Source organism: Lysinibacillus fusiformis, assembly GCF_003049525.1.
Taxonomy (GTDB): domain Bacteria; phylum Bacillota; class Bacilli; order Bacillales_A; family Planococcaceae; genus Lysinibacillus; species Lysinibacillus fusiformis.
This window is the reverse complement of sequence record NZ_PYWL01000001.1, coordinates 292,332-308,076: the sequence shown is the minus strand read 5'-3', so window position 1 is coordinate 308,076 and position 15,745 is coordinate 292,332. Positions and strand designations below refer to the sequence as shown.

General features: G+C 38.4%; 16 protein-coding genes. 14 read left to right on the top strand and 2 right to left on the bottom strand.

The annotated features are described in order from the left end of the window. Positions 1-16: 16 nt before the first annotated feature. The 12 genes from coaBC to spoVM all read left to right on the top strand — a co-directional run bounded on the left by coaBC (position 17) and on the right by spoVM (position 12,547). A complete protein-coding gene (gene coaBC, locus C9J29_RS01555) occupies positions 17-1,027 on the top strand; it encodes a bifunctional phosphopantothenoylcysteine decarboxylase/phosphopantothenate--cysteine ligase CoaBC (protein WP_043989657.1) in 1,011 nt (336 codons plus the stop codon). Next, complete coding sequence (gene priA / locus C9J29_RS01550) at positions 1,024-3,435, top strand: primosomal protein N' (protein ID WP_089985300.1); 2,412 nt, start codon at positions 1,024-1,026, stop codon at positions 3,433-3,435. Before coaBC ends, priA begins: the two co-directional genes overlap by 4 nt. A 90-nt stretch (positions 3,436-3,525) precedes the next feature. Continuing rightward, the gene (gene def, locus C9J29_RS01545; RefSeq protein WP_043989715.1) at positions 3,526-4,020 is read left to right on the top strand and encodes a peptide deformylase; all 495 of its coding nucleotides are present in this window, start codon (positions 3,526-3,528) and stop codon (positions 4,018-4,020) included. 1 nt (position 4,021) lies between these two features. Further along, positions 4,022-4,963 (top strand): methionyl-tRNA formyltransferase, encoded by a 942-nt coding sequence (gene fmt / locus C9J29_RS01540; protein ID WP_089985301.1) that lies wholly within the window; start codon positions 4,022-4,024, stop codon positions 4,961-4,963. Beyond that, the gene (rsmB, locus tag C9J29_RS01535; protein WP_008173773.1) at positions 4,960-6,321 is read left to right on the top strand and encodes a 16S rRNA (cytosine(967)-C(5))-methyltransferase RsmB; all 1,362 of its coding nucleotides are present in this window, start codon (positions 4,960-4,962) and stop codon (positions 6,319-6,321) included. Before fmt ends, rsmB begins: the two co-directional genes overlap by 4 nt. Continuing rightward, the gene (gene rlmN, locus C9J29_RS01530) at positions 6,321-7,463 is read left to right on the top strand and encodes a dual-specificity RNA methyltransferase RlmN (protein ID WP_008173770.1); all 1,143 of its coding nucleotides are present in this window, start codon (positions 6,321-6,323) and stop codon (positions 7,461-7,463) included. Before rsmB ends, rlmN begins: the two co-directional genes overlap by 1 nt. 6 nt (positions 7,464-7,469) lie before the next feature. Next, the gene (locus C9J29_RS01525; RefSeq protein ID WP_008173768.1) at positions 7,470-8,219 is read left to right on the top strand and encodes a Stp1/IreP family PP2C-type Ser/Thr phosphatase; all 750 of its coding nucleotides are present in this window, start codon (positions 7,470-7,472) and stop codon (positions 8,217-8,219) included. Positions 8,220-8,221: 2 nt separating this feature from the next. Continuing rightward, the gene (gene pknB, locus C9J29_RS01520; protein ID WP_008173766.1) at positions 8,222-10,210 is read left to right on the top strand and encodes a Stk1 family PASTA domain-containing Ser/Thr kinase; all 1,989 of its coding nucleotides are present in this window, start codon (positions 8,222-8,224) and stop codon (positions 10,208-10,210) included. Between the two features lie 11 nt (positions 10,211-10,221). After that, the gene (gene rsgA, locus C9J29_RS01515; protein ID WP_008173764.1) at positions 10,222-11,106 is read left to right on the top strand and encodes a ribosome small subunit-dependent GTPase A; all 885 of its coding nucleotides are present in this window, start codon (positions 10,222-10,224) and stop codon (positions 11,104-11,106) included. A 2-nt stretch (positions 11,107-11,108) separates the two neighbouring features. Next, a complete protein-coding gene (rpe, locus tag C9J29_RS01510; protein WP_043989656.1) occupies positions 11,109-11,777 on the top strand; it encodes a ribulose-phosphate 3-epimerase in 669 nt (222 codons plus the stop codon). Then, positions 11,774-12,427 (top strand): thiamine diphosphokinase, encoded by a 654-nt coding sequence (locus tag C9J29_RS01505; protein ID WP_008173760.1) that lies wholly within the window; start codon positions 11,774-11,776, stop codon positions 12,425-12,427. The genes rpe and C9J29_RS01505 overlap by 4 nt, the downstream gene beginning before the upstream one ends. Before the next feature lie 18 nt (positions 12,428-12,445). Beyond that, positions 12,446-12,547, top strand: coding sequence for a stage V sporulation protein SpoVM (gene spoVM / locus C9J29_RS25105; RefSeq protein ID WP_099805045.1), 102 nt, complete (start codon positions 12,446-12,448; stop codon positions 12,545-12,547). Between the two features lie 119 nt (positions 12,548-12,666). Here the strand turns inward: spoVM and rpmB are convergent, their stop codons facing one another. Together rpmB and C9J29_RS01490 are read right to left on the bottom strand one after the other, a co-directional pair. Then, a complete protein-coding gene (rpmB, locus tag C9J29_RS01495) occupies positions 12,667-12,855 on the bottom strand; it encodes a 50S ribosomal protein L28 (RefSeq protein ID WP_004227417.1) in 189 nt (62 codons plus the stop codon). 187 nt (positions 12,856-13,042) lie between these two features. Further along, a complete protein-coding gene (locus C9J29_RS01490) occupies positions 13,043-13,786 on the bottom strand; it encodes an IclR family transcriptional regulator (RefSeq protein WP_043989654.1) in 744 nt (247 codons plus the stop codon). Positions 13,787-14,070: 284 nt separating this feature from the next. Here C9J29_RS01490 and C9J29_RS01485 point away from each other — a divergent pair, with 284 nt between their 5' ends. Together C9J29_RS01485 and C9J29_RS01480 are read left to right on the top strand one after the other, a co-directional pair. Then, positions 14,071-14,943, top strand: a complete 873-nt coding sequence (locus C9J29_RS01485; RefSeq protein ID WP_089985303.1) for a dimethylarginine dimethylaminohydrolase family protein — start codon at positions 14,071-14,073, stop codon at positions 14,941-14,943. Positions 14,944-14,958: 15 nt separating this feature from the next. Further along, positions 14,959-15,720, top strand: a complete 762-nt coding sequence (locus C9J29_RS01480) for a dimethylarginine dimethylaminohydrolase family protein (RefSeq protein ID WP_008173746.1) — start codon at positions 14,959-14,961, stop codon at positions 15,718-15,720. Positions 15,721-15,745 lie beyond the last annotated feature (25 nt).

The window sequence follows — 15,745 nt, the reverse complement described above, 5'->3', positions numbered from 1 at the left end:
AGGGAAGACACCTAGCATGAATAAAAATATTTTACTTTGTGTTTCAGGCGGGATTGCCGTATATAAAGCTGTTGCCCTAGTTAGCAAGCTATCACAAGCAGGGGCGAACGTAAAAGTGATAATGACTGCCTCAGCTAGACAGTTTGTGAATCCATTAAGCTTTCAAGTGATGTCCAAAAATGATGTTTATTTTGACACATTTGATGAAAAAGATTCAAATGTGATTGCCCATATTGATTTAGCGGATTGGGCTGATTTGATTTTAGTTGCGCCGGCAACTGCCAATATAATTGGGAAATTGGCCAATGGAATTGCAGATGATATGGTATCAACAACCTTACTTGCTACTACTGCGCCTGTGTGGATAGCTCCAGCTATGAATGTACATATGTATGACCATCCAGCAGTAAAGCGTAACTTAGATAGGTTAGCAGCAGATGGCTACCAATTTATCGAGCCTTCAGAAGGATTTTTAGCATGTGGCTATGTTGGGAAGGGGCGCTTAGAGGAACCTGAAAAAATAACAACTATTGTACAGGATTTTTTTTCAGCGACGGCTACACCAAAACCACTTACTAATAAAACGGTAGTAGTGACAGCTGGTGCTTTGTATGTACCGTTCGATGAAAAGCATATGATTAAACCACCAGCGAATGGTGTCATTGGACAGGCTTTGGCTAATGAAGCCAGGACCTTAGGAGCACATGTGATTCAAATAGAAGATAGTAGTTTGAATGATTTGATGCAACAGCTGGAAAACTATAAAAATCAGGACCCAGAGGTTCTCTTCATACATGCAGCTAATGTACCGACAATAGAGAAAACACCACTTATTTCAGTAGAGGGTATCAAGGCTGTCACATTTGGACAAGAAGTGCTTGGCGAACCTCTGCTAAGCATTCAATCGGAGCGTTGGATTGACTTCAGTGAGGAAGCTCAAATAAATGGGCAGATTATTGCTACAACTAATCCACAGCACTTTGCCCGAACGTTATGGGCTCAAATACTAAAGGGTGAGGAGCAATGAGCTTTTTAATAGCGGAAGTCATTGTAGATGTCTCGACCTACCATGTGGATCGTCCCTTCGATTATCAAGTACCACCTGAATGGGTAAATGTAATAGAAATGGGCTGTCGTGTAAAAGTGCCATTTGGTCCTAGAAATGTTTTAGGCTTTGTCGTGGGCATAAAAACTGAAACAGACGTGCCCCTCAATAAATTAAAATCAATTGCTCAAATTTTAGATATGGAGCCGGTACTAACTGATGAAATGCTACAAATGGCAAAGTGGTTGAAGAATCAAACGATTTGCTATGAAATAGATGCTTTACAAGTAATGTTACCTTCAGCATTACGTGCAAAATATGAAAAAATTGTAAAGCTACATGAAGATCCAAATATCCCGAGTGAAGTACAAGTGATTTTTGGTAAACGACAAAAGGCTAATTTTAAAGAATTTGAACGTGCAGGTTTACTGCCTTTATTAAAGCAATTAGTTGCCCAAAATATGGTGACTATTGATCATGTTGTGAAACAACAGGGTCATGTAAAAGAAATACGAATGGTGAAAATTATAGAAAAGCCAAGCATTATTGAAAAAGCGATTGAGCAATCAGCTAGAGCTGTGAAGCAACGTCTATTACTAGAATGGATGAGGCAGCATTTAGGAGAAGTTTTGTCACCTCAGCAAATTTGTGAGGAAGCAGGAGTCTCTTCTTCAGTTTTAGAGAGCGTTATTGACAAAGGTGCGGCGCAATTTATTCAAGAAGAAGTATACCGAGACCCGTTTACGAAAGAAGTTTCACGTACGCAAGCCTTACAATTAACAGATGAGCAGCAAATTGCTTTACAAGCCATTACCGTGGCTATGGAGAAGCAACAAGCGCAAACATTTTTATTGCATGGTGTAACAGGGAGTGGTAAGACAGAGGTCTATTTGCAGGCGATACAAAAAGTGTTGAACGAAGGCAAAGAAGCTATTATGCTTGTACCTGAAATCTCTTTAACACCTCAAATGACGGAGCGATTTCGTAGTCGTTTTGGAGAGATGGTTGCAGTTATGCATAGCGGATTGTCTGTGGGCGAGAAGTATGATGAATGGCGTAAAATCCAGCAAGGGAAAGTAAGAGTAGTTGTTGGTGCTCGTTCAGCAATATTTGCCCCCTTTACAAATATAGGTCTTATTATTTTGGATGAAGAGCATGAGTCAACATATAAGCAAGAAGATTCACCACGTTACCATGCAAGAGATGTAGCTATCTGGCGTAGTGAATATTATAATTGCCCTGTTATTTTGGGTAGTGCTACACCAGGGTTAGAATCTTTTGCAAGAGCCAAAAAGGGTGTTTATACCTTACTTTCATTAAAGCTGAGAGCCTTACATCAGTCATTACCAACCGTTTTTATTTCAGATATGCGTGAGGAGCTTCGACAAGGAAATCGATCCATGTTTTCGCAATCCCTTATAGAAGCAATCCGTGTTAGATTAGAGAAAAAAGAGCAAATGGTGTTGTTTTTAAATCGACGTGGCTACTCGTCTTTTGTGCTCTGTCGGGATTGTGGGACCGTTGTACAATGTCCCAACTGTGATATTTCATTAACCTATCATCGTACAACTGAAAAATTGAAATGTCATTACTGTGGTTATGAGGAACATGTTCCTCAAATATGTCCACAATGTCAAAGTGATCATATTCGTTATTTTGGTACTGGTACACAAAAGGTGGAGGAAGAAATATATAAGCTGTTCCCAGAAGCAAGGGTATTACGTATGGATGTAGATACGACAAAGCATAAAGGTGCACATGAAGAAATATTAGCTGCTTTTGGTGAAGGGCAAGCAGATATTTTATTGGGCACGCAGATGATTGCAAAAGGGCTTGACTTTCCAAATATTACACTTGTAGGTGTACTGAGCGCCGACACCTCCTTACATTTACCAGATTATCGTGCAGCAGAACGTACATTTCAGCTTTTAACACAGGTAAGTGGGAGGGCAGGAAGACATGATAAACCCGGAGAGGTAATTATTCAGACCTATACACCTGAGCATTATGCTATTGAATTAGCTAAAACGCAGGATTATGAGCCATTTTATGAGCGAGAGATGTTTTTACGCCGTCGTTCCAGTTACCCTCCATATTACTATGTGGCGCTTGTTCAGATTTCTCATGAGGATGTTATGATGGCTGCTGAATATGCAGGACGTATGGCAGATTGGCTCCGTGGAAATTTATCGAATCAAGTAGCTATTATTGGCCCAACGACGGCAAGTATTGCTCGACTCCAAAATAGATATCGTTATCAATGTTTGATAAAATATAAAATTGAACCAAATCTTATTCCAGTATTACAGCGTCTGCTCGCTATGTATCGAGCAGATTGGATCAAACAAGGAATATTAATGACGGTAGATTTAGATCCGTCTACTATATAAGAGAGTATAAACACAGTTTTACGAGCATAAGACCATAAAAATAAATAAAGTGGTATGGCTCAAGCTAAAAGCGGAAATGAGGAAATAAAAATGGCAATAAAAAAAGTAATCGAACACCCAGCACAAGTACTTTCAACACCATGTGCTGAAGTAACAGAAATTAACGATGAACTCATTACATTACTGGATGATTTATATGACACAATGGTGGAATATGATGGTGTTGGCATTGCAGCCCCACAAATTGATATAGGGTTACGAGTAGCGATTGTAGAACTAGGTGAAGAACGCGATATTTTAGAAATGGTTAATCCAACTGTTATTGAAACGGATGGGGCGGAAATAGATATTGAAGGTTGTTTGAGTTTCCCAGGATTATATGGTGAGGTAGAACGCCCTAGCTATGTAAAAATTGAAGCATGTGACCGTGAAGGACGTGTTTATGAATTAGAAGCAGGGGGCTTTGATGCTAGAGCAATTTTACATGAAATTGATCATTTAGATGGCGTGCTATTTGATTCAAAAATTAAACGTGTTATAACTGCAGAAGAACTTGAAGAAATGTATGCAAACGAGGAGGAATAAAATGACTTCGATTATTTTTATGGGGACACCTGACTTCTCTGCACCCATTTTGCGTATGCTACATGAAGAAGGGTACGATATTAAAGCAGTAGTGACGCAACCTGATCGACCAGTAGGCCGTAAACGTGTATTGACACCACCACCTGTCAAGGCAGCAGCATTAGAGCTAGGATTACCTATTATCCAACCAGAAAAGCTACGTGGATCAAATGAGCTACAACAGATTCTTGCGTTACAACCAGATATAGTCATTACCGCTGCATTTGGACAAATATTACCGAAAGAACTATTGGATGCTCCTGCACTCGGCTGTATTAATGTCCATGCCTCGTTATTACCAAAATATCGTGGAGGCGCCCCTATTCACCAAGCTATTATGGATGGTGAAAAGGAAACTGGCGTCACAATTATGTATATGGCAGAAAAACTTGATGCAGGTGATATTATTTCTCAAAGAGCTATTCCAATTGAACAAGATGATCATACAGGTGGATTTTTTGATAAGCTAAGTATAGTTGGTCGTGATTTATTAAAGGACACACTTCCATCTATTATTAATGGAACAAATAGCCGTACAGTTCAAGATGAAACGCAAGTTACTTTTGCGAGCAATATTTCGAGAGAACAGGAACGTATTGATTGGACAAAGGATGCCACAACTCTTTACAATCAAGTACGCGGACTTCATCCGTGGCCTGTAGCATATACAACTTTTGAGGATGGGAATTTTAAAGTATGGTGGGCAATTATTGGCAATAGCAAGCATGATACGATTCCTGGTACTGTAGTAGCGATTGCAAAAGATCATTTTGAAGTAGCGGCAGGCAATGGGACAACCTTAGCATTATTTGATGTACAACCTGCAGGTAAAAAGCGCATGACAGCTGAGGAATATTTACGTGGTACAGGTTCTAAATTACAGATTGGGGACCAATTTAAATGAGTAAAAAAAGTGTAGTAATTTGGGATGGAAATGTGCGAGACGCCGCATTGTCTATTCTGTTAGCAGTTGATAAAAATCAAGCCTATAGCAATTTACTTCTCAATGAAACCATTAAACGACATAAAATAGAGGCGAAGGACCGTGCTTTATTAACAGAATTAACCTATGGCACATTGCAACATAAAATGACCCTTGATTATTATTTAGAGCCTTTTATCCGTGGCTCTATAGATCATTGGGTTCGTTGGTTATTGCGTATATCTTTGTATCAAATGCAGTATTTAACGCGTATCCCAGCGCATGCAGCCGTTAATGAGGCAGTAGAAATTGCGAAGCGCCGAGGGCATCGTGGTATTGCTTCGACGGTCAATGGTATTTTAAGATCTGTCTTGCGTCAAGGTGTACCTGCTATAACTGATATTGAAAATCCAATAGAGCGTCTTGCTATTGAAACAAGTCATCCGATTTGGCTAGTACAACGTTTTGTTGATAATTACGGTCTAGAAGTAGCTACAGGAATGTTACATGAAAATAATGTACCACCTATGCAAACTGTTCGTGTCAACACAACGAAGGTAACTGTTGAGCAAGCGATAGCGGAACTCGAAGCGGAAGGTTTAACAGCGAAGCAAAGTGAGGTCATCCCAGAATGTCTACACTTAACAAATGGTCAACCCGCTCGTACTCATGCATTTAAAGAGGGGCATATTACTATTCAAGACGAGAGTTCAATGATACCAGCCAATGTTCTAAACCCATCTCCTGGTATGCGTGTCTTGGATATGTGTGCAGCACCAGGTGGTAAAACAACGCATTTAGCTGAAATCATGAAAAATGAAGGTTCTATTTTAGCAACAGATCTTCATCCACATAAATTAGATTTAATCGACCATAATACAGAACGTCTAGGGCTAGATATTATTGAAACAGCCCCAATTGACGGTCGCAAAGCACCTGAATTTTTACAAGCAGAGTCTTATGATGCCGTTTTAGTGGATGCACCATGTAGTGGACTAGGAGTTATGCGACGTAAGCCAGATATTAAATATACGAAGCGAGAAGAAGATTTAGAAAATCTTCAAACAATCCAACTAGCATTATTAGATGCAGCGACAAAAGTATTGAAGATAGAGGGTAAGCTTGTGTATAGTACTTGTACCGTCGATAAACAAGAAAATGAAGGCACAGTAAAAGCCTTTTTAGCAACGCATCCAGAAATGGAAGCGATACAACTAGAATCTTTACCAACAAAATTAGCGGAAAAGCAAGCTAATGGCATGCTTCAAGTCTTTCCACAAGACTTTGGCAGTGACGGTTTCTTCGTTGCCGCCTTTCGTAAAAAAGGAGAATCCAACTAATGCTGGATCAAAAGGAATTTAATGAACGTATCAACGATTTAGTTGAAGAGGCAGAAGAAAAGCCAGTTCGACGTGTGAAAAAGGAAAAACCAAATTTAAAGGAATCGATTTATTCATTCCAGCCACATCAATTAGAAGAATGGTTAAAGGAAAACGGAGAAAAGCCTTTCCGTGCAGCACAGATTTTTGATTGGTTATATAATAAACGTGTTAAGACGTTTGAAGAAATGTCAAACCTTTCAAAGGGATTACGGGACAAGCTAGCTGCAAATTTTGCCTTATCTACCTTGTCAACAATTATCAAGCAAGAGTCTAAAGACGGTACCATTAAGTTTTTATTCCAATTGCAAGATGGTTACTCTATAGAAACGGTATTAATGCGCCATGAATATGGAAACTCTGTCTGTGTGACAACACAGGTGGGCTGCCGCATTGGATGTACATTTTGTGCCTCAACCTTAGGTGGCTTGAAACGACATTTATTGGCTGGGGAAATTGTAGAACAAGTTGTAAAAGTGCAGCAAACTTTAGATGAAGTAAGTGAGCGAGTATCACATATTGTTATTATGGGTATTGGAGAACCTTTCGATAATTATGATGCAATGATGAACTTCTTAAAAGTGATTAATCATGAAAAGGGATTAAACATTGGAGCGCGTCACATTACTGTATCCACATCAGGTATCGTTCCAAAAATTTATCAATTCGCTGATGAACAACTACAAATTAACTTTGCTGTATCTTTACATGCACCAAATCAAGAGGCTCGTCAAAAGCTTATGCCAATTGCGCGTGCCTATAAATTAGAAGAGTTAATGGAAGCCGTTCGTTACTATACTAAAAAGACTGGCAGACGTGTAAGTTTTGAATATGGATTAATGTCTGGTGAAAATGATTCAGTAGAAATTGCAGAAGAGCTTTCTGCTTTAATTAAAGGAATTAAATGTCACGTTAACTTAATTCCTGTTAACTACGTACCAGAACGTGATTATGTTCGTACGTCTCGTAGCCAAATTTTTGCGTTTGAAAAAACATTAAAGAAAAATGGGATAAACGTAACGATCCGCCGAGAGCAGGGTTCTGATATTGCGGCTGCGTGTGGTCAATTACGTGCGCAAGAGAGATCTGAAGAAACGAGGTGACCAGTGTTGGAATACACAGTCGAAAGTGATATTGGTTTAAAACGATCAATTAATGAAGACCGTGCTGCATTATTTAAACGTCCTGACGGGCTTGCGCTAGCACTTGTGGCGGACGGCATGGGTGGTCATAATGCTGGAGATGTGGCAAGTGATATGGCAATAAAACAGATGGAGACCTTTTTTTTACAGGCAGACGCACATCATTTTGTATCAACAACATCAAAGAAAGAATGGTTATTACAAACAGTAAAGCAATTGAATAAAAATATTTATGACTATTCTTTATCACACGAAGACTGTAAAGGAATGGGCACGACGTTTATTGCAGTGTTAATAGAAGGACATCATTGTTTCATTGCACATGTTGGAGATAGTCGTGTGTATTATTTCTTTGAAGATGGTGCACAACAAATCACAAAAGATCATTCTTATGTGAATGTACTGGTTGAAAATGGAGAAATTAGTGAAGAGGAAGCATTGACGCATCCAAAGAAAAATTTCATCTTAAAAGCTGTAGGTACAGAGGAAGCAATAGAACCAGATTTTTATGAAGTAGAGTTGGCACCAAAATCGTATTTACTCATTTGTTCAGATGGATTAAGCAATAAACTAACTGTCTATGAAATGGCTTCGATCATTACGTATCCCGATCCTATATTGGAAAAAGGACGTAAACTTGTAGAATTAGCAAATGCTAGCGGGGGAGAAGATAATATCTCCCTCGTGCTACTAACTAAAAAGGATGAGGAGGTGTAAGAATGCTGGTAGGTAAAAGAATTAGTGACCGTTATAAGATATTAGACCTCATTGGTGGCGGAGGTATGTCCAATGTTTATTTAGCTCATGATATGATATTAAATCGTGATGTAGCCATAAAAATATTACGCTATGATTTTTCCAATGAGGATGAGTTACATCGACGTTTTCAACGTGAGGCACTGTCTGCCACAAGTCTTACACATCCTAATATTGTTAGTGTTTATGATGTAGGTGACGATGGGGATCTACACTATATTGTAATGGAATTTGTTCAAGGAAAAACGTTAAAGCAGTACATACAAGAATTTGCACCAATTTCTCCGTCTAGAAGTGTGCATATTATGAAGCAATTAACGTCTGCTATTGCTAATGCCCATGAAAATCATATTATTCACCGTGATATTAAACCACAAAATATTTTGATGGATGCAGAGGGAAATGTCAAAGTAACTGATTTTGGCATTGCCATGACGTTAAGCGCTACATCCTTTACTCAAACGAATTCTGTGCTAGGGACAGTGCATTACTTATCACCAGAGCAGGCTCGGGGTGGGACGGCTACAAGTCAATCGGACATCTATGCATTGGGTATTGTATTGTATGAATTATTAACAGGTGAATTACCTTTTTCAGGGGAGTCAGCTGTTTCTATTGCCCTTAAGCATTTACAAGCGGAAACACCTTCAGTTCGCGCTTTTGATGGAACTATTCCGCAAAGCTTGGAAAATGTGGTGCTCAAGGCTACAGCAAAAGATGCATCTCATCGCTATAATACAGTGGAAGAAATGTATGATGATTTGGAAACCGTCTTATCATCTTCCCGAATAAATGAACCAAAGTTTGTTATTCCAGTGGATAATGATGCGACAAAGGCCATTCCAATTATTAAAGAGGAAGCTCTAAAGAAAGATGAAGATTTAACTAAAACAAGGGTTATTGAACCCATTGTGGAATATAAATCTCCAGCTCAGGCACCACCTAAAAAACCTGTAGAAAAACCTACTCCTGTTAAAGCAAAGAAGAAAAAATGGCCTAAGATTGTGGCGGGATTATTAATAGCGGTAATTATCATCTTCTTATTCTTCATATTTGCAGCAGATTTATTTAGCCCGAAAAAAGTGGCAGTCCCAGATGTAATAAATTTGACTGTAGAGGAAGCTACAAAAAAATTAGAAGCCGAGGGATTTGTTGTTGGTGAGGAGCATCAGGAACGAAATCATGAGGACATTGAAAAGGGTCATGTTATAGAAACCGATCCAGAGAAAAACTCGATGCGCGCAAAAGGCTCAGAGATTGACCTAATTGTTAGTTTAGGTGTGGAGACGACGACCGTTGATAATTATGTCGGACAAAATTATAGTCAAGTAGAGGCTTTAATAAAAGGAAAGTATAAAGAAGTAAGGAAAGAGGAAGTTCCTTCTCGTGAACCTGAAGGTAGAATTATTGAGCAAAGTATTGCGGCAGATACGGAAGTGGTAGCGAAAGAGGAAACGATTACCTTTAAAGTAAGTCAAGGTGTTCGTATGGTCAGAGTAGAAAATGTTGTGAATTATTCGAAAGCGGATATGGATAACTATGTGAATAGAGTAGGTCTCAGCTGGCGAGTATCTCGTGAAGACTATCATGAATCGATCCCTGCTGGTAGTGTAATTTCGCAATTGACAAAAGCAGGTACTATGGTGGAGGAAGGTTCTGCTATTTCGGTTATAATTAGTAAGGGACCAGCTAAAAAGCCTGAGAAACTTCTGCTTAAGCCCGTAGTCATTGAGTATAAACCTAAAGAAGAGGGTGTACCTCAAAAAGTTCGAATTGAAATTCAAGATAAAAATCATACATTTTCTGAACCAGTTACGGAGCTGGAAATTTTAAATGATACGCCTTACAATATACAGCTTGTTATTGAAGAAGGCAAAGATGCGAGTTATAGAATTATCCGTGACTCAGAAATCATCTTAGAAGAAAAAGTTAATTATAACGATGTCAATTAAGGAGGAATTGGATGGCGCAAGGCCAAATAAGAAAAGCGTTAAGCGGTTATTATTATGTTTATGATGGTCATCAGCTTATTCAATGCCGAGGACGTGGGGTCTTTCGCAATCGTGGAGAATCCCCGCTTGTCGGTGATATTGTAGAATATTCATTGGAAACAGAAGGATCGGATGGCACTATTCAAAAGATTTTAGAACGTCAAAATGAATTAGTTAGGCCGCCAATTGCCAATATTGATCAGGGTATCTTGGTTTTTTCTGTAAAAGAGCCTAATTTCAATACGATATTACTCGATCGCTTTTTAGTTGTTTTAGAATCATTCCATGTACACCCTATTATTTGTCTAACAAAAATGGATTTACTAGAAAATAACGAACATGAGGAATTACAGCGTTATATCGCTGATTACGAAAATATGGGCTATACCGTTCTTCAAACTTATAAAGATGAAGAAGAATTAGTGGAAAGATTACAGCCTATATTAAAGGGAAAAACAACTGTGCTAGCAGGCCAATCTGGTGTTGGAAAATCAACATTACTAAATACATTAATTCCTGAATTGAATTTAAAAACAGGAATTATCTCACAGAGCCTAGGACGTGGAAAACATACGACGCGTCACGTTGAGCTAATTGAGGTCTGTGATGGTTTATTGGCAGATACGCCTGGTTTCAGTTCGTTTGATTTTGATGAAATTGAGAAAGAAGAATTAGGCGCATGTTTTCCAGAAATGATTAGAGTAGCGGATCATTGTAAATTCAGAGGCTGTTTACATATGAAAGAGCCCAAATGTGCAGTCAAGGCGTCCGTAGAGACAGGGGAAATTCGTGACTACCGCTACAAGCATTATGAACAATTTATGCAAGAAATTATGGATCGAAAGCCGAGGTATTAATGATGATACAAATAGCACCATCAATTTTAGCAGCGAATTTTGCAAAATTAGGAGAAGAAGTAAAAGAAGTAGAGCAAGCGGGTGCAAAACTAATTCATATAGATGTGATGGATGGTCATTTTGTGCCGAATATTTCATTTGGCTCAATCGTATTGGATGCTATCCGTCCATTAACAGATTTACCATTAGATGTACATTTAATGATTGAAAACCCAGATCAGTATATTGAACAGTTTGCTCAAGCTGGAGCAGACTATATTACCGTACATGTTGAAGCTTGTCGTCACCTACATCGTACAATTCAATTAATCCGTTCGTATGGTATAAAGGCGGGTGTCGTTTTAAATCCACATACACCGATAGAATCTATCCAGCATGTTCTTGAAGATATCGATATGGTTTTATTAATGACTGTCAATCCAGGGTTCGGCGGACAAAAATTCATTCATTCGGTTGTGCCTAAAATCGAGGCTTTATCTTCACTGATTAAAGAGCGTGGATTGGACATCGCCATTGAAATTGACGGTGGCATTACAGCCGAAACGATTGTTCCATGTGCACAGGCAGGAGCGACGATTTTTGTGGCAGGATCAGCCATCTATAGTAAAGAGGATCGAACAGCTGCGCTTCAAGAAATTTTAGCGGCTGGTGAGGCAGCGATTAACGGATGACGACAGTCGTTGTTTGTGCAGGTGGTCCAAAACAAGAGCTGTGTTCATTCACATCGTTTCAATTACAACAGGATGTAGTGTTTATTGGCGCAGATCGTGGTGCTTTATATTTAATAGAGCAGGGGATTACGCCACATGCAATTGTTGGAGATTTTGATTCTTTATCAGAAGAAGAATATCAGCGGGTGATGGCGCGGACAAATGATCAACAACGTTTTCAAGAAGAGAAAAATGAAACAGATACGGATTTGGCCTTGCTTAAAGCATTTACGTATGCACCAGAAGAAATTATTTTGACAGGTGTTACGGGAGGGCGTCTAGATCATTATGAGGCAGCTGTTCGTTCTATATATCGTTTACAAAAAGAGCATCCACACATTGTATTGAAGATTATTAATCATACAAATATGTTACAATTTTTATTGCCGGGTACACATCCTATTTATGCAGATAACCGATATCGGTACTTATCCTTCTTTGCTCATGAAGAGCCGATAAAAGATGTGACATTAAGGCAAGTGAAATATGAAACGACGAAAGAAGAAATTTCTTTAGGAACATCCCGATTTACAAGTAATGAAATAATAGGAACTTCAGGGTCTATATCTTTCTCAAGAGGCATATGTTTAATGATAAGAAGCATAGATTAGCGTAAGGGGGAGAGAGTCCTGAAAGTATATACGTTCCAATTGCCGAAATTCGTTAGTAGTATTACGCGCACGTGTATTAACCTATTTAAAAAAGATAAGAAAGTAAAAAAATCCGACTAATAGTAGTCGGATTTTTTCATTCTTTGCTATATGTAGATTTTTACTGCAGTAATCATTCTATAACCAAAGAAAAAAATCGATTTACGCTCAAAGCGAAATCGATTTTTTAGAAGCGTCGATTAAACGCGCTCGATTTTACCTGATTTTAATGCACGAGCAGAAACCCATACACGTTTTGGTTTACCGTCAACTAAGATACGAACTTTTTGAAGGTTAGCACCCCAAGTACGTTTGTTAGCGTTCATAGCGTGGGAACGGTTGTTACCAGTACGAGCTTTACGTCCAGTGATTACACATTGTTTTGGCATGTTGTATTCCCTCCTTACTGTTGATGCTGAAAGATTATTATATTTCAGTTCGGTATTTCACATACCATAATAATTTAACATACGATGGCGTTCAGTGCAACAGTTTTCACATAACCTTTCAAGAAAAAAACCTTTACAGGCAAAATTGATGAACAAAAATAGATTTTCTTTGAAGGAATCAGTTCTTCTAATATTTTCCTCGATAACCGAGTTTCAGTGAGACGCGTTTGCCGGTATTAACCAAACGTTCAATGAGTGTTAGAATGTGCTCTTGAGAAACATTAAAGCTGACAAAACCGATGCTTACTGCTCCTATTACTTCACCAAAACCATCTAAAACGGAAACGGCAATGGAGGAAGTACCAGCCGTTCGTTCTCCGTGACTAATCGCATAACCTTGTTGTCGAATTTGACGAAGTTGCTCCTCCAGTTCAGGCATTTCATCTTGCGTTACTAGTTGTTCTAATATTTCTTTCGATTGTGCGTCAGACATAGAGGCGAGAATGGCCTTATTGGCTGCTCCAATATGTAGAGGTATACGAATGCCCAGCTGGTCATAAATACGAATTGGATTGGCAGCGCTATCTATTCTTTCAATAATAATCGTGTCTAAACCTGCTGGCTTACTTAAATAGACACTTTCCTCAACATCTCTTGCTAATCGCTCTAGCTCTGGTCGGATTTTGCTAATATAATCCATCGTATCATAGACTTGCAAGCCGAGTTCCATCCAAATGGTCCCGAGTCGATAATGTTTAGTTTGTTCATCTTGCTCAATCATTCCTTGATTAATCATCGCTTTTAAAATTCTATGTAAAGTACTTAGAGGTAAATCACATTTTGTAGAAAGCTCCGAAATGGACAAGCTACTGTCATTTGCTTCAGAAGCTAAAACCTTCGCAATAGTCATAGCCCGCTCTAATAATTGCATTTGTCCTACCTCCTTTTCTCCTATTTTATTTTTATTCTCCATCTACGTCTAGTTCCAATCTTACTGAGACCATGAGTTCATTGAATACAAAAAGAAAGAGAATACCCTTTTAGAAAAATTCAGACTTAATTCAACAGGGCTTACTGAGAGTGGTTTGAGAAGAAAATGAAAAATAAAAAGTTTTCTAAATATATTGACAGTATAACATAAAACGCATATATTTTTCATATAAACTTTCCTCTAAACGGAAACGTTTTCCACTACACGGAAAAGGAGTGAAGGGAATGCATTATTGCTCGTCGATGTATACACCTTTAAAACACGTAATAGTAAAACATCCAAAAGATGCTTTTCGAAGTCAGAAACATCTTAGTGATGAATGGAAAACTTTTAACTACTTATCTGAGCCCAACTTTGAAGAAGCATTAAAGGAATATGCAGAATTTGTTGAGATTCTTAAGAAGTATGTTGACACAATTGATTATCTACCACTTTCAGATGAGGTAGGGTTGGACTCGCTTTATGCCCATGATCCAGTCAAATTTACGCCGAAGGGTGCCATTTTATTAAAGTCTGGAAAAAAATTAAGACAGCCAGAAGCTTCCATCTACAAAGAATTTTTAAAGGACAAGGGTATTTCCATAATCGGAGAACTCACTGGAGATGCAGTAGCAGATGGTGGAGACATTGTTTGGTTAGATGATCGAACACTTGCTGTTGGGAGAGGTTATCGAACAAATGATGAGGCCATTCGTCAGCTAAAAGAAATGACAGCTGAAATGGTAGATGAATTTATAGTGGTACAGCTACCACATGATTTAGGTGAAGCTGAATGCTTACATCTTATGTCTTTCATTAGTATGGTTGATAAAGATTTAGCAGTTGTACATTCCCGTTTAATGCCTGTATTTTTCCGCCAATTACTAGTGGAAAGAGGTATTCAGTTAGTGGAAGTGCCAAAGGATGAATACGATACACTTGGCTGTAATGTGTTAGCGCTTGCACCTAGAGTTTGTGTTCTTCCTGAAGGAAACACGGTCACAAAACAGCAACTAATCGAAGCTGGTGCAACGGTATTTGAATATAAAGGTCAACAAATTTCTGTGTTAGGAACAGGCGGGCCTACATGTCTGACTTGTCCTGTAATAAGAGCATAAAAGGAGAGAAAAGAAATGTTTAAAAATGTTATTGTTAAAAATCCAGGAAATAGTTTTGTAAACGGTTTAACAACTAGTGATTTAGGAAAACCGATTTTAGAGAAATTATACGAGCAGCATGACAAGTATGTAGAAGCTTTAAAAAAATGTGAGGTTGAAGTAACACAATTACCAGCGAATGAGGCATTTCCTGACTCAACATTTGTAGAGGATACGGCAGTTTTAACACCAGAATTTGCTATCATTTCAAATCCAGGAGCTGCTGCCCGTAACCGGGAAATTGAAGATATCGAACCTGCTGTAAAGCAATTCTACGATAAAATTTATTATATAAAAGGATCTGGAACGCTTGATGGAGGGGACATATTACAGGCTGAAAAGAAATTTTATGTAGGAATTTCAGATCGTACAAATGAAGAAGGGGCACAACAATTTAAGGAAATCGTTGAACAAGAGGGGTATGAGGCGACGATTATCCCATTAAAAGAATTCTTCCATTTAAAAACGGGTATTGCTTATGTAGGAGACAATCGTATGGTGCTAGCTGGTGAGTTCGTAGATCATCCGGCATTTGAATCCTATGAAAAAATTATTATTCCAAAGGAAGATGAATATTCTGCTAACTGTATTCAAGTCAATGATTATATTATTATTCCAGCAGGATACCCGGACACAAATCGTAAATTACTCGATCTAGGTTATCAAACGATTGAACTTGAAATGTCCGAATTTAGAAAACATGATGGTGGCTTAAGCTGCTTATCATTACGTTTTTAAGTAATACTACTTGAACCCAATCAAT